The sequence below is a fragment of the Methylobacterium sp. Gmos1 genome (genome assembly GCF_053764715.1).
In genome coordinates, this window is record NZ_JBSNCC010000034.1 from 1 (window position 1) to 21078 (window position 21078).

21 protein-coding genes and 1 pseudogene are annotated in these 21078 nt (G+C 71.2%); 7 read left to right on the forward strand and 15 right to left on the reverse strand.

Going from position 1 to position 21078, the window contains the following annotated elements; all coding sequences use genetic code 11:
* Nucleotides 1-110: pseudogene (locus ACS5PV_RS31215) on the forward strand (IS5/IS1182 family transposase); the annotation flags it as partial.
* A gap of 67 nt (nt 111-177) precedes the next feature.
* Here the strand turns inward: ACS5PV_RS31215 and ACS5PV_RS31220 are convergent.
* The 11 genes from ACS5PV_RS31220 to ACS5PV_RS31270 all read right to left on the reverse strand — a co-directional run bounded on the left by ACS5PV_RS31220 (nt 178) and on the right by ACS5PV_RS31270 (nt 10996).
* Nucleotides 178-1413: a molybdopterin molybdotransferase MoeA gene (locus tag ACS5PV_RS31220; protein ID WP_455399204.1), complete on the reverse strand. Its 1236-nt coding sequence runs from the start codon at nt 1411-1413 to the stop codon at nt 178-180.
* A complete protein-coding gene (moaC, locus tag ACS5PV_RS31225) occupies nt 1410-1907 on the reverse strand; it encodes a cyclic pyranopterin monophosphate synthase MoaC (RefSeq protein WP_455399205.1) in 498 nt (165 codons plus the stop codon). Before moaC ends, ACS5PV_RS31220 begins: the two co-directional genes overlap by 4 nt.
* 365 nt (nt 1908-2272) lie before the next feature.
* Complete coding sequence (locus tag ACS5PV_RS31230) at nt 2273-2620, reverse strand: RidA family protein (protein ID WP_455399206.1); 348 nt, start codon at nt 2618-2620, stop codon at nt 2273-2275.
* Nucleotides 2621-2637: 17 nt separating this feature from the next.
* Nucleotides 2638-3750, reverse strand: a complete 1113-nt coding sequence (locus ACS5PV_RS31235) for an NAD(P)/FAD-dependent oxidoreductase (protein WP_455399207.1) — start codon at nt 3748-3750, stop codon at nt 2638-2640.
* Complete coding sequence (locus ACS5PV_RS31240) at nt 3747-5165, reverse strand: FAD/NAD(P)-dependent oxidoreductase (protein ID WP_455399208.1); 1419 nt, start codon at nt 5163-5165, stop codon at nt 3747-3749. Before ACS5PV_RS31240 ends, ACS5PV_RS31235 begins: the two co-directional genes overlap by 4 nt.
* Nucleotides 5162-5458, reverse strand: coding sequence for a (2Fe-2S)-binding protein (locus tag ACS5PV_RS31245; protein ID WP_455399209.1), 297 nt, complete (start codon nt 5456-5458; stop codon nt 5162-5164). Before ACS5PV_RS31245 ends, ACS5PV_RS31240 begins: the two co-directional genes overlap by 4 nt.
* Before the next feature lie 271 nt (nt 5459-5729).
* Nucleotides 5730-6869 (reverse strand): NAD(P)/FAD-dependent oxidoreductase, encoded by a 1140-nt coding sequence (locus ACS5PV_RS31250; protein WP_455399210.1) that lies wholly within the window; start codon nt 6867-6869, stop codon nt 5730-5732.
* Between the two features lie 27 nt (nt 6870-6896).
* Complete coding sequence (locus tag ACS5PV_RS31255) at nt 6897-7697, reverse strand: ABC transporter permease (protein WP_455399211.1); 801 nt, start codon at nt 7695-7697, stop codon at nt 6897-6899.
* Complete coding sequence (locus tag ACS5PV_RS31260; protein ID WP_455399235.1) at nt 7694-8524, reverse strand: ABC transporter permease; 831 nt, start codon at nt 8522-8524, stop codon at nt 7694-7696. The genes ACS5PV_RS31255 and ACS5PV_RS31260 overlap by 4 nt, the downstream gene beginning before the upstream one ends.
* Before the next feature lie 80 nt (nt 8525-8604).
* Complete coding sequence (locus ACS5PV_RS31265; protein WP_455399212.1) at nt 8605-9666, reverse strand: ABC transporter ATP-binding protein; 1062 nt, start codon at nt 9664-9666, stop codon at nt 8605-8607.
* 292 nt (nt 9667-9958) lie between these two features.
* A complete protein-coding gene (locus ACS5PV_RS31270; protein ID WP_455399213.1) occupies nt 9959-10996 on the reverse strand; it encodes an ABC transporter substrate-binding protein in 1038 nt (345 codons plus the stop codon).
* 161 nt (nt 10997-11157) lie between these two features.
* Between ACS5PV_RS31270 and ACS5PV_RS31275 the strand changes: the two genes are divergently transcribed.
* A complete protein-coding gene (locus ACS5PV_RS31275) occupies nt 11158-12063 on the forward strand; it encodes a LysR substrate-binding domain-containing protein (RefSeq protein WP_455399214.1) in 906 nt (301 codons plus the stop codon).
* Between the two features lie 14 nt (nt 12064-12077).
* Here the strand turns inward: ACS5PV_RS31275 and repC are convergent, their stop codons facing one another.
* Together repC and ACS5PV_RS31285 are read right to left on the reverse strand one after the other, a co-directional pair.
* Nucleotides 12078-13223, reverse strand: coding sequence for a plasmid replication protein RepC (gene repC / locus ACS5PV_RS31280; RefSeq protein WP_455399215.1), 1146 nt, complete (start codon nt 13221-13223; stop codon nt 12078-12080).
* A 193-nt stretch (nt 13224-13416) separates the two neighbouring features.
* Nucleotides 13417-13614, reverse strand: coding sequence for a hypothetical protein (locus ACS5PV_RS31285; protein WP_455399216.1), 198 nt, complete (start codon nt 13612-13614; stop codon nt 13417-13419).
* A gap of 430 nt (nt 13615-14044) precedes the next feature.
* On the opposite strand from ACS5PV_RS31285, the gene ACS5PV_RS31290 reads away from it, so the two are divergent.
* A complete protein-coding gene (locus ACS5PV_RS31290; protein WP_455399217.1) occupies nt 14045-14353 on the forward strand; it encodes a putative quinol monooxygenase in 309 nt (102 codons plus the stop codon).
* 40 nt (nt 14354-14393) lie between these two features.
* Here ACS5PV_RS31290 and ACS5PV_RS31295 read toward each other — a convergent pair whose 3' ends face one another.
* Nucleotides 14394-15299 (reverse strand): NAD(P)-dependent oxidoreductase, encoded by a 906-nt coding sequence (locus ACS5PV_RS31295; RefSeq protein WP_455399218.1) that lies wholly within the window; start codon nt 15297-15299, stop codon nt 14394-14396.
* Complete coding sequence (locus ACS5PV_RS31300; RefSeq protein WP_455399219.1) at nt 15296-15832, reverse strand: carboxymuconolactone decarboxylase family protein; 537 nt, start codon at nt 15830-15832, stop codon at nt 15296-15298. The genes ACS5PV_RS31295 and ACS5PV_RS31300 overlap by 4 nt, the downstream gene beginning before the upstream one ends.
* Nucleotides 15833-15962: 130 nt before the next feature.
* On the opposite strand from ACS5PV_RS31300, the gene ACS5PV_RS31305 reads away from it, so the two are divergent.
* The 4 genes from ACS5PV_RS31305 to ACS5PV_RS31320 all read left to right on the forward strand — a co-directional run bounded on the left by ACS5PV_RS31305 (nt 15963) and on the right by ACS5PV_RS31320 (nt 21035).
* On the forward strand, nt 15963-17246 hold the full coding sequence (locus ACS5PV_RS31305) for an MFS transporter (protein WP_455399220.1): 1284 nt from the start codon (nt 15963-15965) through the stop codon (nt 17244-17246).
* 313 nt (nt 17247-17559) lie between these two features.
* Entirely contained in the window at nt 17560-17868 is a 309-nt protein-coding gene (locus ACS5PV_RS31310; protein ID WP_455399221.1) for a HigA family addiction module antitoxin, read from the forward strand.
* Between the two features lie 97 nt (nt 17869-17965).
* Nucleotides 17966-19171 carry an ABC transporter substrate-binding protein gene (locus tag ACS5PV_RS31315; RefSeq protein WP_455399222.1) on the forward strand — a complete coding sequence of 402 codons (1206 nt, stop codon included), beginning with the start codon at nt 17966-17968 and terminating at the stop codon, nt 19169-19171.
* Nucleotides 19172-19526: 355 nt separating this feature from the next.
* Nucleotides 19527-21035 carry a lyase family protein gene (locus ACS5PV_RS31320; RefSeq protein ID WP_455399223.1) on the forward strand — a complete coding sequence of 503 codons (1509 nt, stop codon included), beginning with the start codon at nt 19527-19529 and terminating at the stop codon, nt 21033-21035.
* Nucleotides 21036-21078: the final 43 nt, after the last annotated feature.

Below are 21078 nucleotides of genomic sequence, written 5' to 3' on the forward strand. Positions count from 1 at the left end.
GGCTGGTCAAGGATTACGAGCGCTACGCCAGCACATTGGCGGGCCTCCACATGGTTGCCTTCGTCTGCGATATGCTCAGCAAAATCGAACGTACAATAATCAGTTCATAACACGCTCTAGGTCTTTGATCTTGCCGCATACCTTCGACGAACCGGCAACCACTTCGGCGAAATCTGCTTAGAATCCCCGGTCGAGCCGCAGGATGCGGCAGGGGTCGCCGGCCCGGGCCGCCGGCGCGTGGGGCGCGCGGATCAGCAGCGCCTCGGAGCGGGCGAGCACCGAGAGCATCGAGGAATCCTGGCGCTCGGCCGGGTGGACCACCGGCAGCCGGTCCGGCGCGGTGTCGAGGGCGGCGCGCATGTAGTCCTGGCGCCCGTCATTGGCCGGCAGGTCGCGCCCGAGGAGGCCCGGCTCGCTGCGGTCTGCCCCGGCCTGCGGGTCGCCGAGGAGCGCCCGGATCAGGGGATCGACGAAGAGCAGCCCGCACACCACCGACGAGACCGGGTTGCCGGGCAGCCCCAGCACCGCCATCCGCCCGAGGCGGCCGTGCATCAGCGGCTTGCCGGGCCGCAAGGCCACACGCCAGAACCCGAGATCGAGCCCCTGGCGCGAGAGCGCCGACTGGACGAGGTCGTGGTCGCCGACCGAGGCGCCGCCGAGCGTGACGAGGAGGTCGGCGTGTTCGTCGCGGGCGCGCGTGATCGCGCCTTCGAGATCGGCGAAGGTGTCGCCGGCGATGCCGAGATCGATCGCCTCGGCGCCTGCGGCCTCCGCCATCGCGGCGAGCGCCAGCCCGTTCGAGGCGACGATCTGGTCCCACGCCGCCGCCTCGCCCGGCCGCACCAGCTCGTCGCCGGTGGCGAGCACCGCGACGCGGGGCCGGCGCCGGACGCGCAAGGTCGGGTGCCCGCCCGCGGCGGCGAGCGCGACGCGCCAGCCGTCGAGGCGCTCGCCGGCCGAGAGCAGCCGGTCGCCCTCGCGGAAGTCGAGCCCGCTGCTGCGAATATGGCGCCCGGTCGGATTGTCGGCGCGGGCGAGCACCGTGTCGCCTTGCGCCTCGGTGTCCTCCTGGATCACCACCGTGTCGGCGCCCTCGGGCAGCGGCGCGCCGGTGAAGATGCGGATCGCCTCGCCCGGACCCACCGGCCCGCGGGCGCCGTGGCCCGCGGCGCTGGTGGCGGTGACGGTGAGGCGCACCGGCGCCTCGGGCGAGGCCCCGGCGACGTCGGCGGCGCGCACGGCGTAGCCGTCCATCGCCGAGGTCGCGAAGGGGGGCTGGGTGCGCAAGGCCCGCACGTCCTCGGCCAGCGTGCGGCCGGCGGCGGCGGTGATGGCGACGGCCTCGGCCTCGACCGGACGGACATCGGCGAGGATGCGCGCCAGCGCCTCGGCGACGGGAAGGAGCGCGCTCACGCGCCGGCCTCCCGGCCGGCGGAAGCCTCCCACACGCCGGAGCGGCCGCCGCTCTTGTGGAGCAGCCTGATCCCCTCGACCCGCATGCCCCGGTCGGCGGCCTTGACCATGTCGTAGACCGTCAGGCAGGCCACCGAGACGGCGGTCAGCGCCTCCATCTCGACGCCGGTCGGGCCCTGCACCCGCACCTCCGCGGTGATCCGGATGCCCGGCAGGCCCTCGTCGGGCTCGCACTCGACCCGGACCTTGGTCAGGAGCAGCGGGTGGCACAGCGGGATCAGCTCGTGGGTGCGCTTGGCCGCCATAATGCCGGCGAGCCGCGCGGTGCCGAGCACGTCGCCCTTCTTGGCGTCGCCCTCCCGGATCAGCCGCAGGGTCTCGGGGTTCATCACCACCAGGCCCTCGGCGCGGGCGGCGCGGTCGGTCGCGGCCTTGTCGGTGACGTCGACCATGTTGGCGGCGCCGGCGGCGTCGAGATGGGTCAGGGTCGGCATGGCCTGGCTCCGGGTGAACTGTCCCGCGCTTAGCACGGGGTGAGCCGGCCCCGCCACGGCCTCGCGCCCGGACCCGTTTCGTCGAGCAGCACCGAACCCCGGCCGGGTGCGGCGGGCGGAACATCGACGGGTTTCTTCCGAAACACCGCGATGTCCGGATTCCGGGCTCCGCTTTCGCGGCCCCGGAATGAGTGTCTCTCACAAAACTCCCGGTCCCCAGCGTTGCTCGATGTGGCGGCGCCAGCGCAGCGGGAGCTTTGTGAGGTGCACTAAGCCGGAGGACGCCGAGACGATCGACAGGCTCCGAATCCCGAAGGTCGCGACGGGGCTCCGAAGTCCCGCTCCCGCCCGATCGCGGCTCGGCCCTACCCCTTGGCCGCCGTCACCACGACCTCGATGAGCGCGCCGCCGCCGAGATCCGCGACGCCGACGGTGGCGCGGGCCGGCAGGTCGTCGCCGAAGAAGCGGGTCCAGGCGGCGTCCATCTCCTTCTTGTGCGACAGGTCGGTCACGAAGATCGTGGCCGAGACGATGCGCGAGGCGTCGGTGCCTGCCTCCTTCAGGTAGCCGGCGATTTTCCCTAAGATGTTCTCGGTCTGGGCGCCCATCGGCCCCGAGGTATCGTCCGCGATGGTGCCGCCGACGAAGACGAGGCCGTTGACCTCGACGGCGCGGTGCATGATCGGTGTGCGGATCGAACGGGTGATGGTCATCGGGTTCTCCTTGGGTGTCAGGACCGGAAGCGCTCGATGCCGAGCGCGCCGATCCGGGTCTGGGTGCCGCCCTCGACGATGAGCTCGGCCATGACGGCGCCCGCCGCCGGCCCGAGCTGGAAGCCGTGCAGCGAGAAGCCGAACTGGTGGTAGAGGCCGGGATGCCGGGCGCTCGGCCCGAGGACCGGCAGGTCGTCCCTCGTCCTGGCCTCGATGCCGGCCCAGGCGCGCAGGATCTGGGCGTCGCGCATGACGGGAAACAGCTCGAACACCGTGCGGGCGCTCTCGGACAGGCGCCGCCAGTCGAGCACCGTCGTGCCCCTGTCCTGGTCCGGCACCGCGAGATGGCCGCCGCCGATCAGCACCGTGCCGTTCGCGAACTGCTTGAACGACAGCTTGCGGCCGCGCAGGATCACCACCGGGTCGATGAAGTGCGGCACCTTCGAGGTGATCATCAGCATCGGCGCCACGGTCTCGACCGGCACCGGCTCCCCTAAGCTCTCCGCGATGCGCCCGGCCCAGGCGCCGGCGGCGTTGACGAGGACCGGCGCCGCATAGGTGTCGGGGCCGACGTCGACCCGCCACAGCCCGTCCTCCCGGCGCACGTTGCGCGCCGGCTCGCCCTCGCGGACGATGGCCCCGAGTTCTTCCGCCTTGCGCCGGAACGCTGCCACAGTGCGGGCGGGCTGAGCCGCGCCGTCGCGGCGCGAGACGACGCCGCCCGGACAGGTCTCGGCCACGGCCGGCACCAGTCGGCGGAGTTCCGCCCCGTCGATCAGCTCCTCGTGGGTGAAGCCGTGCCCGTGCAGGTCCGCGACCCGCTCGGCGCAGGCCGACAACTCCCCGTCATCCTCGGCGACCAGCACCTGGCCGTGGCTCTCGAAGCCGCAATCGTCGTCGACGAGGTCGCCGATGCGCTCCCAGATGTCCATCGAGCGGATCGAGAGCGGAATCTCGGCGACGTGGCGGGCGAGCTGGCGCACGCCGCCGGCATTGACCCCCGAGGCGTGGCGGCCGGCATAGTCCTTCTCGATCAGGACGGGCTTGAGCCCGGCCCGGCAGAGATGGAGTGCGGTCGAGCAGCCGTGGATCCCGCCGCCGACCACGATGGCGTCGCTGAGGACGGTCATCCGCGCACCACCGCCTCGGTCTCGGCCTTCGATGTCGGCAGGGCGGCGAGCTCGGACAGCGCGATCGGCTTCACCGGCGCGCGCAGGCGGTAGTAGCCGATCTCCTGCGGGGTCTTGCCCCGCGCCTCGGCCATCAGCTCGGTGACGGTGAGGCCGCAGAGCCGGCCCTGGCACGGGCCCATGCCGGTGCGGCGGTAGGCCTTGAGCTGGTTCGGCCCCGTCGCGCCGATCCCGACCGCCTCGCGGATGTCGCGGGCGGTGATCTCCTCGCAGCGGCAGACGACCGTGTCGTCGGCGGGGATGCGGAACTGCCTGCCCGGCCGGAACAGCAGGTCGAGGAACGGCCGGCCGCGCTCGGCCCGGGCCAGCTCGGCCCGCACGCCCGCCGCCGATTCGACCTTCGCGAGGGCTGCCGGCGCCAGGGCCTCGACGGCCGCCAGCGCCGCGAGGCGGCCGCGCAAAGCCGCGGCCTCGGCTCCCCCTATCCCGGCGCCGTCGCCCGCGACCGCGATGCCCTCGACCGAGGTCGCCCCGTCCTTCCCCAGCACCGGCAGCCAGGCGAGCTGGACGTCGTCCCAGGCGTGCTCGACGCCCGCCGCTATGGCGAGGTTGACGTTCGGCACCACGCCCTGGTGCAGGAGCAGCAGCGAGGCCGGCAGGGTCTCCTCCCGCGTCCCCACCTTGTAGGTGACGCTCGCGAGCCTCCCCTCCCCTGTCGCGGCGAGCTCCGTGACGCCCGAGACCACCTTCACCCTGGCGCGCACCTCGCGCATCAGCGCGAGGCCCTTGCGGAAATACGGCGAGGTCGCGAAGGCGAGCGCGTGCGGCAGGGCGCCGACGACGTTCTTCCGCTCGGTGGTGTCGAGGATCCGGTCGATCCGGCCGCCGAGGCGCAGGATCTGAGCCGAGAGGAGCCAGAGCAAAGGCCCCTGGCCGGCGATCACCGTCGGCTCGTCCGGCACCAGGCCCGACGATTTCAGCATCGTCTGCGCCGCGCCGGCGGTCATCACGCCGGGCAGCGTCCAGCCCGGAATCGGGAACGGCCGCTCCAGCGCGCCGGTCGCCAGGATCACCCGCCGCGCGCTCACGAAGGCCGAGCCGCCGCCGACCGAGACGCCGATCTCCAGCGCCTTGTCGAGGCTCCAGACCGTGGCGCGGTGGATCACCTCGGCGTTGCTGGCGCGGAGCGCCCGCACCAGTTCCTCGCCGCTCCAGAAATCGGCGCCGAGCTGCTTGCGGTCGGCGAGCGGCGTCGAGGTGATGGCGCGCCAGACCTGGCCGCCGGGACCGGCATTCTCGTCGAGGAGCAGGACCGCGAGGCCGGCCTTGGCGGCGGTGCCGGCGGCGGCGAGGCCCGCGGGACCGGCGCCGATCACCACGACGTCGTAGGCGTCGCGCTTCGGAGCGTTACTCATCGGCCGATCTCCCGCTTGCCCTTCTGGATCTCGATGCGCATGCCGTCTTCCACCGGCACGAGGCAGCCCTGGCGGTTGCCGACCCCGTCGATGGTGACGAGGCAGTCGAAGCACACGCCCATCATGCAGTAGGGCAGCCGCGGCGCCCCGCTGACCGCGGTGAGCCGGCGCACGTCGCGGCCGGAGGCGAGCAACGCGGCCGATACGCTGTCGCCCGCCCGCGCCTCGACGGTCGCGCCCTCGACGAGGATGCGGACGATCGGTCTGGTGTCGTGGTCGGATCGCTTGAACATGGGCGTCTCCGGGCTCGGGGGCCCTCGTGGAATCTGAGTGGTTGTCGGGCGGCCGATGGGACTGCCACCCTCCGCGTCATTCCGGGGCCGCGAGAGCGGAGCCCGGAATCCAGAACCACAGGTGTTTCAGGAAGAGGCGGATACCGTTCCGCTCGATTCGTTCAGACCTGCGGCTCTGGATCCCGGGCTCTCGCCTGCGGCGAGCCCCGGGATGACCCTGTGAGTTGGAACAGTCGTGTCCGATGACTGTCACTTCTGCGAAAATCAGATCTCAATAGTACCCGCTGCCGGTCTTCGCCTCGGCCGCCTCGAAGCGCTTCGCCGTGAACGCCCCGACCAGCTCCGGCTCGAGCGCGCCCCCCGCCACCATCCGGGCGATCTCGAAGGCATGGTTGGAGGCGAGCGTCACGCCCGAGTGGCAGCAGGCGACGAAGGCGCCGGGATGCGATTCCGACTGGTCGTAGATCGGGAAACCGTCCCGCGGCATCACCCGGATGCCGGACCAGGTGCGCACCACGTTGAGGCGGGCGAGGTGCGGGAAGGTGCGCTGCGCCCGGTCGGCCATCACGGCGTTGATGCCCTGGCGCATCGAGCGGTCGTCGAGCACGTCCTCCTTGCTGTCGCCGATCATCACCGTGCCCTCGTCGGTCTGGCGCAGGGTCGAGAGGGTGTGGGGCAGGAAAGGCGCGGTGCGCTCGGTGACGATGATCTGGCCCCGCGTCGGTCCCATCGGCGCCGAGAGGCCGACCATCGGGGCGAGCGCCTGGTTGGCGTTGCCGGCGGCGAGCACCACCTTCCCCGCCCGCACCTCGCCCGAGGGCGTCGTCAGCCGGAACTCGCCGCCGTCGCGGGTGATGGCGGAGACCGGCCGCTCGGGCAGGTAATCGACACCGAGCGTCTTCAACCCGGTATGCAGCGCCCGGTAGGTGCGCAGCGAGTTCACGTGGCCGTCGAGCGGGCAGAAGCTGCCGCCGGAGACCTCCGGGCCGATGCCTGACAGGGTCCGCTCGACCTCCGAGCGGGACACCATCTCCATCCGGTAGTCGGCGGCGCCGATCTGGTTGTGCATCCGGGCAACGAGGTCGGTGCGGCGGTCGTACTCGTCCGCGCCGAGCGTGATGTGGAAGCCGCCGTTCTGCTGGAGCGAGACGTCGAGGCCGGTCTGCTCGCGCAGCGCCGAAGCGAGTTCTCCCCAGCTCTTCGCGGCGCGCACGGTCCAGCCGGTATAGGCCGGCATGCCGAGGCCCTTGCTCTGCACCCAGACGAGGGCGAAGTTCGCCCGCGAGGCGCGCTTGGTGATGTCGCCCTCGTCGAGGACGGCCACCCGCTGCCCGAGCCGGCCGAGGCCCCAGGCGATGGCCGAGCCGAGCAGGCCGCCGCCGACGACGGCGACGTCGTAGTCCTTGGACATGTGAACTCCTGTACGCCGGGCGGGGCTTTAATGGCCGCCCTTGCCCGCGAGCACGCGGTCGAGGCCGTAGAGCCGGTCGAGGATGGCGAGACACACCATGGTGACGGCGATCACGCAGGCCGAGACCGAGGTCACCAGCGGGTCGATGTTGTCCTGGATGTAGAGGAACATGCGCACCGGCAGCGTCTCGGTGCCGGGCGCGGCGAGGAAGACCGTCATGGTCAGGTCGTCGAAGGACTGGATGAAGGCGAGCGCCCAGCCGCTCACCACGCCCGGCAGGATCAGCGGCAGGGTGACACGACGAAACAACGTGAACCCGCCGGCCCCGAGCGACACCGCCGCCCGCTCCACCGACGGATCGAGCCCGGCGGCGGCCGCCAGCGTCAGCCGGAACGCGAACGGAAACACCACGACGATGTGGGCGGACAACAGCGCCAGGAAGGTGCCGCCGAGGCCGAGCGCCGTGAAGAAGCGCAGGAAGGCGACGCCGAGCACCACGTGCGGGATCATCAGCGGCGACAGGAACAGCGCCTGGAGCGCGCTGCGGCCCGGCACCCTGTAGCGGGTGAGCGCGAGCGCCGCCGGCACCGCGAAGAGGAGGGCAACGAGCGACGACAGCGCGCCGAGCCCGAGGCTGACCCAGAAGGCGTGGACGAATTCGGGATAGTCCGCGATCGCGCGAAACCAGCGCAGCGAGAATCCGTTCGTCGGCAGCGAGAGGAACCCCTCCGGCGTGAAGGCGACGAGGCAGACGACGGCGATTGGCGCCAGCATGAAGGTCACGAACAGGCCGTGGAAGGCGAGCGCGAGGGGGCCGTTGCGGCTCATGGGGACACCTCCGCGTAGCGGCGCTCGACGAGGGCATTGGCGCCGACGACGATCAGCACGAGGCCGACGAGCAGCAGCACCGCCACCGCGGCGCCGAGCGGCCAGTTCAGCGTGTTGAGGAACTCGTCGTAGGCGAGCGTCGCCGCGACCTTGAGCCGGCGCCCGCCGATGATCGCCGGCGTGGCGAAGGCGCTCGCCGAGAGCGAGAACACGATGATCGCGCCCGAGAGCACCCCCGGCATGACCTGCGGCAGGACGATGCGGCGGATGATGGTGACGGGACCCGCACCCAGCGACATCGCCGCGTGCTCCACCTGCGGGTCGAGGCGCTGGAGCGCGGCCCAGACCGACAGCACCATGAACGGCATCATCACGTGGACGAGCGCGATGACGACGCCGGTCTCGGTGAACAGGAACGGCAGCGGCGAGGAGATGACGCCGAGCGACATCAGCAGCTTGTTGGCGAGCCCGTTCGAGCCGCCGAACAGCAGCGCCCAGCCCAGCGTCCGCGCCACGACCGAGATCAGGAGCGGCCCGAGGATCAGGAGCAGGAAGATCCCGCGCCAGCGCCCGCTCATCCGGTTGAGGATGTAGGCCTCGGGCGCGCCGAGCAGCGCCGTGACGAGCGTGGTGACGAGCGCGATGCGGAGCGTGCGCCCGAACATCTCGGCATAGTACGGGTCGGTCGCGATCTCCTGCCAGTTCTTCAGGATCAGGACCGGCTCGATGCCCTTGTACTGGCCCCAATCGTGGAACGAGAGCAGCACCGTCATCGCCAGCGGCACCAGCACGATGCCGACGAAGAGCAGCACGGCGGGCAGGATCAGCCAGAGCGGCGCGCGGCTGGCGCGGGGCTCGGGGGCCGTCGTCGCCGCGGCGGCCGGAAGGGTCGTGGTCGCGGCGGCGTTCACGCGGCGGCTCCGGCGCGCAGGCTCATGTCCTCGGGACGCCAGGCGAGACGCACCGCCTCGCCCTCGCCGGGCTGGGCAAGGCCGTCATTGGGGCGCACCACGATCGCCGGGCCGCACTCGGTCTCGCACTGGAACAGCCAGTGGTTGCCCTGGAAGATGCGCGCGGCGACCCGTCCCGGCAGGCCGGTCTCGGCAAATCCGATGCGCTCGGGCCGCACGCTGATCGTCACCGGGCCGCGAACGCCCGCGGGCGCCGGCGCGCTCCAGCCGCCGGCGACGATCCGGGCCGGGCTCGCGCCCTCGATGCGGGCGGCAAAGTCGTTGGTCTTGCCGAGGAACTGGGCGACGAAGGCGGAGGCGGGCCGCTCGTAGGTGTCCTGCGGCGTGCCGATCTGCTCGATGCGGCCCTTGCTCATCACGACGATCCGGTCGGAGAGCGACAAGGCCTCGGTCTGGTCGTGGGTGACGAGGATCGTGGTGGTGCCGAGGTTGCGCTGAATCTGGCGCAGCTCGATCTGCATCTCCTCGCGCAGCTTGGCGTCGAGATTCGACAGCGGCTCGTCGAGGAGCAGCACGCTCGGGCGGATCACCAGGGCGCGGGCGAGCGCCACCCGCTGCTGCTGGCCGCCGGACATCCGGCGCGGGTGCCGGTCCTCGTAGCCGCCAAGCCCCACCATCGCCAGGGCCGCGCGGACCCGCTCGGTGCGCTCGGCCCGGCCGACGCGCTGCATCTCGAGGCCGAAGGCGACGTTCTCGGCGGCCGTCATGTGGGGAAAGAGCGCGTAGCTCTGGAAGACGATGCCGAGACCGCGCTTCGCGGGGTGGACGCTCGTCAGGTCGCGGCCCTCCAGGCGGATCGTCCCGCGCGAGGGCTGGAGGAAGCCGGCGATCATCTGCAGCGTCGTGGTCTTGCCGCAGCCAGACGGCCCGAGGAACGAGACGAACTCGCCCGGCGCCACCGCGAGGTTGAAATCCTCGACCGCGACGTGGCTGCCGAAGGCCTTGGCGACGTGCTCGAGCTCGAGGAGCGGCGCGGCGGAGCGGGAGTTCGTGGTCATGGCAGGATCCGGGGCTGTCCGGGATAGGAAAGGGCACTGATTTCTCCTCTCCCCGCGGGCGGGGAGAGGGTCGCGTCCCCGTTCAGGGGATGCGACGAGCCCGCAGGGCGAGGGTGAGGGGGTGCTTCCGGAAGAGTCTCGCTCGTCGAGACCCCCTCACCCTCGCTCCGGCTTCGCCTGCGCTTGCTTCACCCCCGGCAAGGGGGGTGAAGCCCTCTCCCCGCCCGCGGGGAGAGGAGGAAACCCGCGCCTTAAGTGGCGAAACGTGAGGGATTTCAAGAATCCGGCGGACCTACCGCTCGACCTCCCGATTCCACTTCTTCGTCCACTCCTCCCGCTTCTCGTTCACCACCGTCCAGTCCGGGGTGTAGAGGGCGGCGGCGCGGGGGCCGACGGGGGCCATCTTGACGATCTCCGGCGGCACCTCGACCGACTTCACCACCGGGCCGTAGCCGTATTCCTTGAGCATCGTCAGCTGCACCTTGGGGTCGAGCAGCGCCTTGATGAAGGCGTTGGCGAGCGGCGATCCCTTCGGCTTGGCGATCGGGCAGGCGGCGGTGAGGAGCGCGACCGCGCCCTCCTTCGGGTAGACGAAATCGACCGGGAAGCCGGTATTGGCCAGGCCCTGCACCCGGCCGGTGCCCCACACCGCGATCACCGCCTGGCCGGACTGGAACAGCTCGGTCATCTTGCCGGGCGACGGCTCGTAGGCGAGCACGTTCGGGTTGATGTCGGACTTGAAGATCTTGAACGCCGTATCGACGTTCTTCTCGCTGCCGCCGTTCATCTTTGCCAGCATCACCAGGACGTTGAGCCCGTAGGTGTTGTTGATCGGCGGGATGACGAGCTTCTGGCGGTATTTGGGGTCCTTGAGGTCGTTCCAGGAGGTCGGCGGCGCCCAGCCCTTCTCCGCGAAGACCTTGGTGTTGTACATGATCCCGGTGGCGACGAGGCCGGTCGCCACCGCCTTGTCGTCGGTGAAGCGGGCGAGGTCGTAGAGGTCGCCGGTCGGCACGCCCTCGATACGATCGCAGAATCCGAGCTGGATCGCCTGGTACATCGGGCCGTCGTCGACGATGGCGACGTCGATCTGCTGGTTGCCCTTCTGCGCCTGGAGCTTCGCCAGCGTATCGGTGGAATTGCCGGCGACGTACTCGACCCTGACGTCGTTGGCCTTCTCGAAGGCCGGGATCACCTCGGTGCGGATCGTCTTCTCGAACGAGCCGCCGTAGCCGGCGACGTAGAGCGTCTTCTGCTGCGCCGTCGCGGGGGTGAGCGAGGTGGCGAGGGCCGTGAGGCCGAGGGCGGTCAGGAGGCCGAGCTGCTTCACCAAGGACCTGTCTCCTCTCGCGGGCACGATGCGGCGCTGCACAAGAATGTGCCATGGCGCGCCGATAGGCAAAAAGGTGCCGGGCCGGCCGGGGCTCGTCCAATGCGAAATCGCGCGCGCTTCATGCCGGAATGTTATGGTCGGGTGCGAGAGGAGGCCCGATGGCACGGATCAACCTGCGGCAGGTCGAGGCCTTCCGCGCCACGATGCTCACCGGCAGCGTCACCGAGGCCGCCGCCCTGATGGGGGTGACGCAGCCGGCGGTGAGCCGGCTCCTGCGCGACCTCCAGGCGCTGCTCAACATGCCGCTGTTCGAGAAGCGCGGCACCGGCCTCGTCCCGACGGCGGCCGCGACCGCGCTCTACACGGAGGTCGAGCGCTCCTTCGTCGGGCTCGAGCGGATCGGCGCGGCGGCCGAGGAGATCCGCGCCCGGCGCACCGGCTTCCTGCGGGTCGCGGCGTTACCGGCCCTCGCCAACGGCTACCTGCCGCGGCTGACCGGGCATTTCCTGAAAGGACGGCCGAACCTGAACCTGTCGCTGTTCGGGGTGATCTCGCCGATCGTGGTCGACTGGGTGACGAACAACCAGTGCGACGTCGGCTTCGCCGAGGTGCCGATCGCGCATGAGGGCGTGCCGAGCCGGCGCCTGCCGGCGGTCGCCCGGGTGGCCGTGCTGCCGGAGGGCCATCGTCTGGCCGAGAAGACGGAACTCGGGCCGCGCGACTTCGAGGGCGAGACCTTCGTGTCGCTCACCGCCGGCTCGACCGGGCGCCACCTCGTCGACCAGGCCTTCCACCGCGACGGAGTGCGGCGGATTCTCAGGATCGAGACCGCCCTGTCGGAAATCATCTGCGGGCTCGTCTCGTCGGGGGTCGGGGTGTCGATCTCCGATCCGTTCACCGCCCGGGAATTCGAGGGCCGCGGGGTCGTGGTGCGCCCCTTCGTGCCGCGGATCGAGTTCGAGTTCGCGGCGGTGTTTCCGCCCCAGCGCAGCCCCTCCCCGGTCGCCCTCGACCTCGTCGCGGCGGTGCGCGATTCGCTCAGGGCCCCGCCGTTCTCGGGCTGACGGCGACGACGCCCTCACGTCAGCCGCCGCCGACGCATCGCCAGGAGCTCGGTCCCGGTCTGGTACCTCCCCTCCCCTGCCAGGCGCACGAGGCGCCGGAAGTAGCCGCCCGGATTGCGGATCCGGTTTCCGCCTGAGCGGACGTCGTCGTCGTGGGCCTGCGCCACAATCAGCACCAGCACCGCCGCCTCGTAGGGGCCGACCGTCGCGCAGGCCTCGGCCCAGGCGCTCGGATGCGCGCCGATCGATGCCCTCAGCTGGCGGCCCGCGTCGAGCACCTCGTGCTCCTCGCGGATCTCGCCGCTCACGAGATCGCACGCCACCGGGCAGGCCTCGATGATCAGCGCCGGGCTCGGAGCCGCACCGGGTCGCTCGATCGGACGGGGCGGTTCGGCATTCCCCGACGAGTCCTTGCTCCAAGCCTCGGTAGGAGATCCTTTCTCTGGTTCTATGTGCGGGCAGGACTTGCCGTCACAGCCGGCTGCGTAGAAGCGATCCTCCACCATCCGGCGCAGCTCGCACCAACCCTCCAGCACGAGGTCGGGATCGCCCGCGCCGCGCCGCTCCGGCGTGGTCGCCTCCAGGCTGGCCTGGGCTTCGACGAGATCGGCCAGGGTTGTGTCGGGATGGCGCGTAACGAGCGCCTGCAGCGCCTCCGCCACGGCGCGCCGGTGCATGGTCACGAGGTCGAAGGCGCGCCGCCGGCGCTCCCGCGCCTCGGCCCGGGCCTGGATCGCCAGCGCCCAGTCGCCCCGGCGGGCGTAGAGCGGCGTCAGGTCGAACCCGAAGGCGTCGAGGATCGTCCCGTCGCGGGCGCGGATCGCGTAGCGCTTGCCGTTGGCCGAATCCTTCGGCGTGATGATCTCGAGACCCACGAGGTCGCGGATCGCGTAGCGCACGGCGCGCTCCGACAGCCCGGTGCGCGAGACCAGGTAGTCGTTCGACGGCCACACGATCAGGCGCGACCACGCCTGCTCGCCCCAGGCGGCGACGAGCTCGGACAGGACCAGCCGGAGGGCCGGGCGTAAGCCCAGCGCCTTCGCGGCCTCGCGGGCCGACGCCGACAATTCCTTGCGCGTGACCGTGCGCCCGTCCTCGAGGGCGCGTCTTTGTCCGGCGAGGGCGGCGCGCGTCAGCGGCCGGCCCCCGGTCTGAACCATCTCCACTCCACACCTCCTTGGACGGAGGCAAAGCGGGACCGTTCGCCCGAGAGGGCGTCATTGACGAGAAGGTCGGGAACCGCTAGAAGGAGGATGCCAATCCGGTCTTCGAGCGGCGGCTTCCCCAGCCCCCGTTATGAGATCCCAAAAAGCGCCGAGGTCCCCACCTCGGCGCTTTTTTGCTTTGCTGCGTCTACATGTTCTGTCCCACGAAAACCTGCTTGAGCGCGTGGATGATCGCGAGGCGGCGGTTCGGGAACTTGCCCTCGCGCACCGCCGCGTCGATCGCCTGCTGCACCTGCGCCGGCACCCAGACGTTCGTCTCCGTCTCCCCGGAGGCCTTGCGGGCCTCGCGGAGCTTCTTGACGCGCTGAGACGGGGTATCGGCCATCGCTCTCGGCTCCACGACTCGTAACGTTACGAGTCGTGTCACGACTCGAGCGCGGCGGGCAATGCGGAGTCGAGATTCGGCGGTGGATGTTAAATTCGATTCACAGACGAATCGGGCTCAGGGCCGCGGCGGCTGCCGATTCGGGGTGATCTGGTCCCTCGACTCGGCTGAATCGGCCGATTCGTGAACAGTTCCATGCGTGATTCAAGCGAATCGTCGGCAATAGCCTCGAACTGGCCGGATGCTCTTGGGCGCGGCCGGTCTGACCGGGGTCAAGCGGCCGGGATCGCTCCGCGGCCGGCCCGCCATTCGGTGCTTGATTCCGGGAGCGGGGCACCGTCACCTGCGCCCGACCTCTCCGGCGAGAGAGGGGATCCCGCGCCGCCGGGGTCAGCGTCCCACCAAGACCAATTCCTCGGGAGGAACCACCATGATCCACGTCCTCGCCATCATCACCGCCAAGCCCGGCCAGCGCGACGCGGTGCTGGAGGCCTTCCGGGCCAACGTGCCCGCCGTCCATGCCGAGGACGGCTGCATCGAGTACGGGGCGGCGGTCGATACCGACGGCGCCGGGCCGATCCAGGCGCCGCTCGGGCCCGACACCTTCGTGGTGGTCGAGAAATGGGCGAGCCTCGACGCCCTCAAGGCGCACGCGGCCGCGCCCCACATGGCGGCATACGGGGCGAAGACGAAGGAGCACATCGCCTCCCGCGTCATCCACGTGCTGTCGCCGGCCTGAGTTCCGGGAAGGGCGCTCTCGGTCCGAGGGCTCGGCGCCCTCAGCCCGAGGGCGCCCGGACCTTCACCCCGAGCATCGCCTCGAAGGGCAGCACCATCGCGCCCTTGTCGCGCCCGCCATGGCCGGCGCGCAGGGCCATCTGGTAGGTCGTGGTGGCGGCCGCCGTCACCGGCAGGGGAAAGCCGCGGCCGACCGCGACCGCGGCGGCGCTGACGAGGTCCTTGTAGGCCTTGGCCAGGGGATAGCCCTCGTCGAACTCGCCGCGCAGGATCCGCGGCACGAAGTACTGCGAGGCGTAGCTGCGGCTGGTCCCGGTCGTCACCACGCCCGCCAGCAGTGAAGGGTCGAGGCCCATCGCCACCGCCATCGGCAGCACCTCGGCGAGCGCCGCGATGTTGATGTCGTAGATCACGTTGTTGATCGTCTTGGTGAGCTGGCCGCTGCCGAGCGGTCCCATGTGCAGCACTTCGGCGCCGATGCGCTCAAGCAGCGGCTTCATCGCCGCGAAGGTCTTCGGCGCGCCGCCGCACATCACCGTCAGCGTCCCGGCCTCGGCCCCGGCCGGCGCCCCGGAGACCGGCGCGTCGAGGACGGAGAATCCCCGCGCCTCCAGCGCCCGGCCGATCCCCACCGCCTGCCCGTGCGCGATGGTGCTCAGGTCGATCACCGTCGCGCCCGGCGCGAGGCGGGGCTCGAGCCCGTCGGGGCCGAACAGCACGCTCTCGACCACGTCGCCGTCGGGCAGGCACAGGAGCAGCACGTCGGCGCCCGCGACCGCGCCCCGGTCGGTCGTGACGGCGACCCCCGGCTCCGCCAGGCCGGCGACGCGGTCCGGATCGGCATCGACCGCCACGATCGTCTCGGTCCCGTCGCCCTTGCGGGCGAGGTTGCGGACGATCGGCCAGCCCATCTGGCCGAGGCCCATCACGGCGATGCGGCGGCTCATCGGGTCGCTCCCTTGTCGTCGGAGGAATCGATCCCGATCGCCTCCAGGAACCGCGACACCATGTTGTAGGCGCCGATCGTGGCGGTGAGCTCGACGATCGCCCGCGGGTCGAAATGCTCGCGCAACGCCGCGAAGATCGCCGGCGCCACGTGGATGTCTCTCGTCATCGCGTCGCAATAGGCCAGCACCGCCCGCTCGCGCGGGGGAAACACCTCCGTTCCGCGCCAGTCCGGCAGCGCGTCGAGCTGGGCCTGCGTCACGCCCTCGCGCAGCGCGATCGGCACGTGCTGCTCGGCCTCGTAGCGGGCGCCGTTCAGGTGCGCGACCTGCACGATTACCAGTTCGCGCACGTCGCCGGGCAGGTCGCAGCGCTGGCGGATCGCGGTCAGGAAGGCGAGCCAGCCCTCGGCGACCGGCGGGCTGTGCAGCAGCATCGCGTAGAGGTGCAGGATCTCGCCCCGCTCGGCGACGATCCGCTCGGCGAGCGGCGCCGTCTCGGGCCGGGTGGTGTCGGCATAGGGGATGCGGGCCATTTCCGGTTGTCTCCTCCCTCGTACCCGGCATCGGTACACCAGGAACCGCGCGGGGCGGAGGGGGCATCGGGGAACCCGCGCGGGGTTCGCGGTTCGATACGCCGGGCAGCCTGCCCGGGGGACCGACGCGATGAACCAGGAACCGCCGAGCCTGCACCGGTCGCGCTGGCGGTTCGGCCTGTTCACGCTGCTCTACCTCTACCAGGGGATCGTCGCCGGCTTCGGCCTCACCGCGCTCGCCAACCACTTCGCCGCGTCGGGCGCCTCCGCCGCGGAGGTCGGCCGCCACCTCGCGCTGGTCGGCCTGCCCTGGGTGCTGCAACCGCTGCTCTGGGGCTCGGTGATCGACCGCGGCACGCCCCGCCGCATGGGGCCGCGCCGCTTCTGGCTCGTCCTCGCCCTCCTCGGGGCGCAGGCGAGCCTCGCCGGCCTGCTCCTCCTCGGCGGGCAAGCCGGCCTGACGCCGATCAGCCTCGTCCTCGCCCTGCACAGCCTCGCCGCGTCGCTCGCCGACACCGCCACCGACCGCATGATCGCCGGCAGCGTGCCGACGGACGAACTCGGGCGCACCAGCGCGGCGACCCGGGCGGGCTTCGTGATCGGCAGCGCCGCCGGGAGCGCGGTCTTCGCCTGGATCCTCGCGACGCGCGGCTTTCCGGCCGCGTCCGGCGCGCTCCTCGGCCTGACGACGCCGCTCGCCCTTGCGGCCCTCCTCGTGCGCGAGACTCCGGGCGACGCGCTCCTCTCCTTGCGCCGGTGCGCCCCGCGGCAGCGGTGCGGTCCGGACCCCCTCGCCTTTGCGCGAACACTCTTCACGACGTTCCGGCGGCGCGATGCGGCGCTCCTGCTGGCGATGTGCTTCTCGATCGATCTCGGGCTCGCGCTGTTCCAGGTGCCGTTCACGGTCGCGCTGGTGCAGGTCCATGGCTGGGAGGCCGAGAGCCTCTCGCGCCTCCAGGCGCTGCTCGCGCTCATGGGCGGCACTCTCGGAGCGGCGGGCATCGGCGCCACCGTCGACCGGATCGGGCCGGGGCGGGCCCTGCGCCTCCTCCTCCTGGCCTGCGCGGCGGCGTTCGCGGCGGCGGGCGCGCTGATCGCGGCCGGGCTGGAAGCCGCGGCGGGTCCCGTCATCCTGGGCCTCGCCAGCGTGGTGCCGGCGCTCCTCTACGTCGCGCTGCAGCCGGCGGTGCTGCTGGCGAGCCGCGCCGGCGGCGCCTCGGCGACGCAGTTCCAGATCTACATGGCGGCGATGAATCTCGGCGACGTGACCGGTGCCGCCCTCGCCGGACCGCTCGCCGGGATCCTCGCCTCGACGGTGGTGGCGTTCAGCGTCGCGGGCCTGTTCCTGGCTTGCGCGCGGGTCGCGCCGGGTCAGCGGGGTGACGAAGGTCAGCTCGGGCAGCCCCGACTGTAACCCATGGATTGAAACTGTCGCGCCACGGGTTACAGTCCGGCATGATCGGAAGCTTCCGCAGCAAGGCGCTCAAACGCTTCTGGACCAGGAGCGATGCGAGCGGCCTGCGCCCCGATTGGGTGCGCAGGATCGATCGCCAGCTCACGCTCCTCGATCAAGCAACCCGCCCGGAGGATATGGACAGTCACGTACGGTTTCCACGCTCTCTCGGGGGATCGAGCCGGTCGCTACGCCGTCACCATCTTGCGCAACTGGCGCCTGACCTTCGCGTTCGAGGACCAGGATGCCGTCGACGTCGATCTGGAGGATTACCATGGCTCCTGAGATTCGCCGCGATCCCGACCGTCCGCCCGTCCATCCCGGCGAGATCCTGCGCGAGGACGTGCTTCCCGCCCTCGGCATGCCGGTCTCGACGGCGGCCCGGCATCTCGGCGTGACGCGTCAGGCCCTGCACCGGGTCCTCGCCGGCACCGCCGCCGTGTCGCCCGAGATGGCGCTGCGGATCGGCAAGTTCTGCGGCAACGGTCCCGAGGTGTGGCTCAGGATGCAGGCGGCGCACGATCTCTGGCACGCGGCGCGGACCGTCGACGTCAGCGCGATCCCGACGATGAAGGCGGCGTGAGCCCGCGACGCGCGGGCCCGCCGATCATCGCGCTTGACGATCCCGGCCGCGTGCCCCCTCCTGCCCCGACAACAACGATCATCGGGAGGAAAGCGTGATGCCCTTGAAGAGATGGCTCCTGTCCGCCGGCTGCCTTGTGTTGTCGGCGTGGCCCGCCCTGGCTCAGACCAAGGTCAAGATCGGCGTCCTGAACGACATGTCGGGCGTCTACTCGGATATCGGCGGCAAGGGCTCGGTCGTCGCGGCGCAGCTGGCGGCGGAGGATTTCGCGGCGATCAGCAAGGACGTGACGGTCGAGATCGTCTCGGCCGACCATCAGAACAAGCCCGACATCGGCGCCGGCGTCGCCCGGCAATGGTACGACCGGGACGGCGTCGACGCCATCTTCGACGTGCCGACCTCGTCGGTGGCCCTCGCGGTGAGCCAGGTCACCCGCGAGAAGAACAAGATCTTCATCGATTCGGGCGCCGGCACCACCGACCTGACCGGGTCGCAATGCTCGCCCAACACGGTCCACTGGACCTACGACACCTACGCGCTGGCGAACGGCACCGGCGGCGCCATGGTCAAGCGCGGCGGCGACTCGTGGTTCTTCCTCACCGCCGACTACGCCTTCGGGCAGTCGCTCCAGAGCGAGACCGCCGCCGTCGTCACCCGCAGCGGCGGCAAGGTCCTCGGCTCGGCCAAGGTGCCCTTCCCGGCGAGCGACTTCTCGTCCTTCCTGATCCAGGCGCAAGGGTCGGGCGCCAAGGTGATCGGGCTGGCGAATGCCGGCGGCGACACCATCAACGCGGTCAAGCAGGCGCACGAGTTCGGCATCACCGAAGGCGGGCAGAAGCTCGCCGCACTCCTGTTCTACGCCCAGGACGCCAAGGCCCTCGGGCTCGAGACCGCCAAGGGGCTTGTGCTGACGGAGGCGTTCTACTGGGACCTGAACGACGGGACCCGGGCCTTCTCGGAGCGCTTCGGCAAGCGGGCGAACGGCAACATGCCGAGCATGAACCAGGCCGGCGTCTATGGCGGGCTGATGCACTACCTGAAGGCGGTCGCGGCGACGAAGTCGAAGGACGCGAAGGTCGTGATGGAGTGGATGAAGGCCAACCCGACCGACGACCCGCTGTTCGGCAAGGGCATGATCCGGGCCGACGGCCGCACGATCCACGACATGTACCTGTTCGAGGTCAAGAAGCCGTCGGAGTCGAAGGGGCCCTGGGACGTCTACAACAAGCTCGCGACGATCCCCGGCGAGCAGGCCTTCAAGCCGATGAGCCAGGGCGGCTGCCCGCTGGTGGGCAAGAGCTGACGCCACGACGGCGCCCCTGCGGGCGATCCGGCACGCCGCGCAAGGCGTGCCGGATCGGGCGGGCGCGCCGTCGCGACGCCTCCTTCCGCGGCGGGGCTTGCGGCCTGCACGGATCTGATCCGCAGCGGAGGCGGGCGGCCGCGAAAACCGGCGCGGACCGGATCCGACGAGGCGGTAACCCGCGAAAGTAAAGTGAAACCGGCGCCTTCTTGTCCAGGGCGTCCCGACGGGATGGCAGAGGATCCGGGGCACGACGGCGAGACCCTGCCCCGCGTGCCCTGCGCTTGAGCCCACCCCGCCCCACCGACTATCCCGGTCGGCAGGCGGGCGCGAAGGATCCGCCGGAGGGTGGACGATGCTGAGATTCGCCTTGCTCGCCGGAGCGATGCTCGCCGGCGGCCACGCCCTCGCCGCGCCGGCGCAGGCTGCACCGCGCGACGAGTTCTACTGGCTCGGCGAGATCAACAAGGCGAGCGCCGTCATCAACACCGAGCAGCGCCTGCTCGATCCCGCGCTCGCGCCGCGGATCGCGCAGGGACTCGACGCCGTGCTGCGGGCCGGCGACCAGCCCGGCGCCAAGCGGCCGACGCTGGTCATCACCTTCGAGCCGCTGCTGATCCAGGCGGCCGGCGTCGAGGCGACGCTGCTGCATGCCGGCCGCTCCAGCCAGGACATGCTCGCCACCGTGCGGGCGGCGATCATCCGCGACGAGATGCTGCGGCTCGCCGAGGCCCTGCGCCGGACCACCGCCACGATGGTCCGCCTGGCCCGGGCGCACGAGGGCACGGTAGTGCCGAACTACACCAACGGCGTGGCGGCGCAGGCGAACAGCTACGGCCACTATCTGCTGGGCCACGTCGCCGGGCTCACGCGCGACGCCGAGCGGCTGCAACAGGCCTTCGCGCGCCTCGACCGCTCGCCGATGGGCACGACCGTGCTGAACGGGACGAGTTGGCCGCTCGACCGTCCCCGAATGGCGGCCTATCTCGGCTTCCCGGCCGTCGTCGACAACGCCTACGACGCCGCGCAGATCTCGGCGACCGAGATCCCGGTCGAGGTCGGCACTGTCGCGAGCGCGATCGCGCTGCATTGCGGCGCCTTCGTCGAGGACGTGATGACGCAATACGCCCAGCCGCGGCCCTGGATCCTCCTGCGGGAGGGCGGCGGCAACACCTACGTCTCCTCGGCGATGCCGCAGAAGCGCAATCCGGGCCTGCTCAACGACACCCGCGCCGAGGCCTCGCGCGTCGTGTCGCTCGGGATCGGACGGGCGATCCAAGCTCACAACATCCCGCCGGGGATGAGCGACGCCAAGACCGTGCGCGACAACACCGCGGTGCTCGCCGGCGCGACGCGGATGCTGGACTTGTGGGACCGCGCGTTGAACGCCCTCGTCATCAGCCCCGAGCGCGCGCTGGAAGAGCTCAACAGCGACTGGACTGCCTCGCAGGAGCTGGCGGACGTCTTGATGCGCCGCTACGCCCTGCCCTTCCGCGCCGGCCACCACTTCGCCTCCGAGATCGTCGACTATGCCCGCGCCCACGACGTCCGGCCGAGCGACTTTCCCTATGCGGAGGCGCAGGCGATCTACGAGCGGACGCTGCACGAGATGAGCTTGCCCGCCGGGCCCCTGCCGATGAGCGAGGCGGAGTTCCGCCAGACCCTCGACCCCGTGGCGATCGTGCGCAACCGCGCGACGAGCGGCGGGCCGCAGCCGGCCGAGATGGCGCGGATGCTCGACGCCGCCGACCGGGCGGTGGCCGGCCAGGCGGCGTGGATCGCCGAGCGGCGCGGGCGGATCGACGCCGGCCTCGCTTCGCTCGACGCCGATTTCGGCAAGCTTCTGGCGCAGGCACCGCACTGACGGGCTGCCGTTCCTCCCCTTGACGAAAGGCCGCGTCCAACTC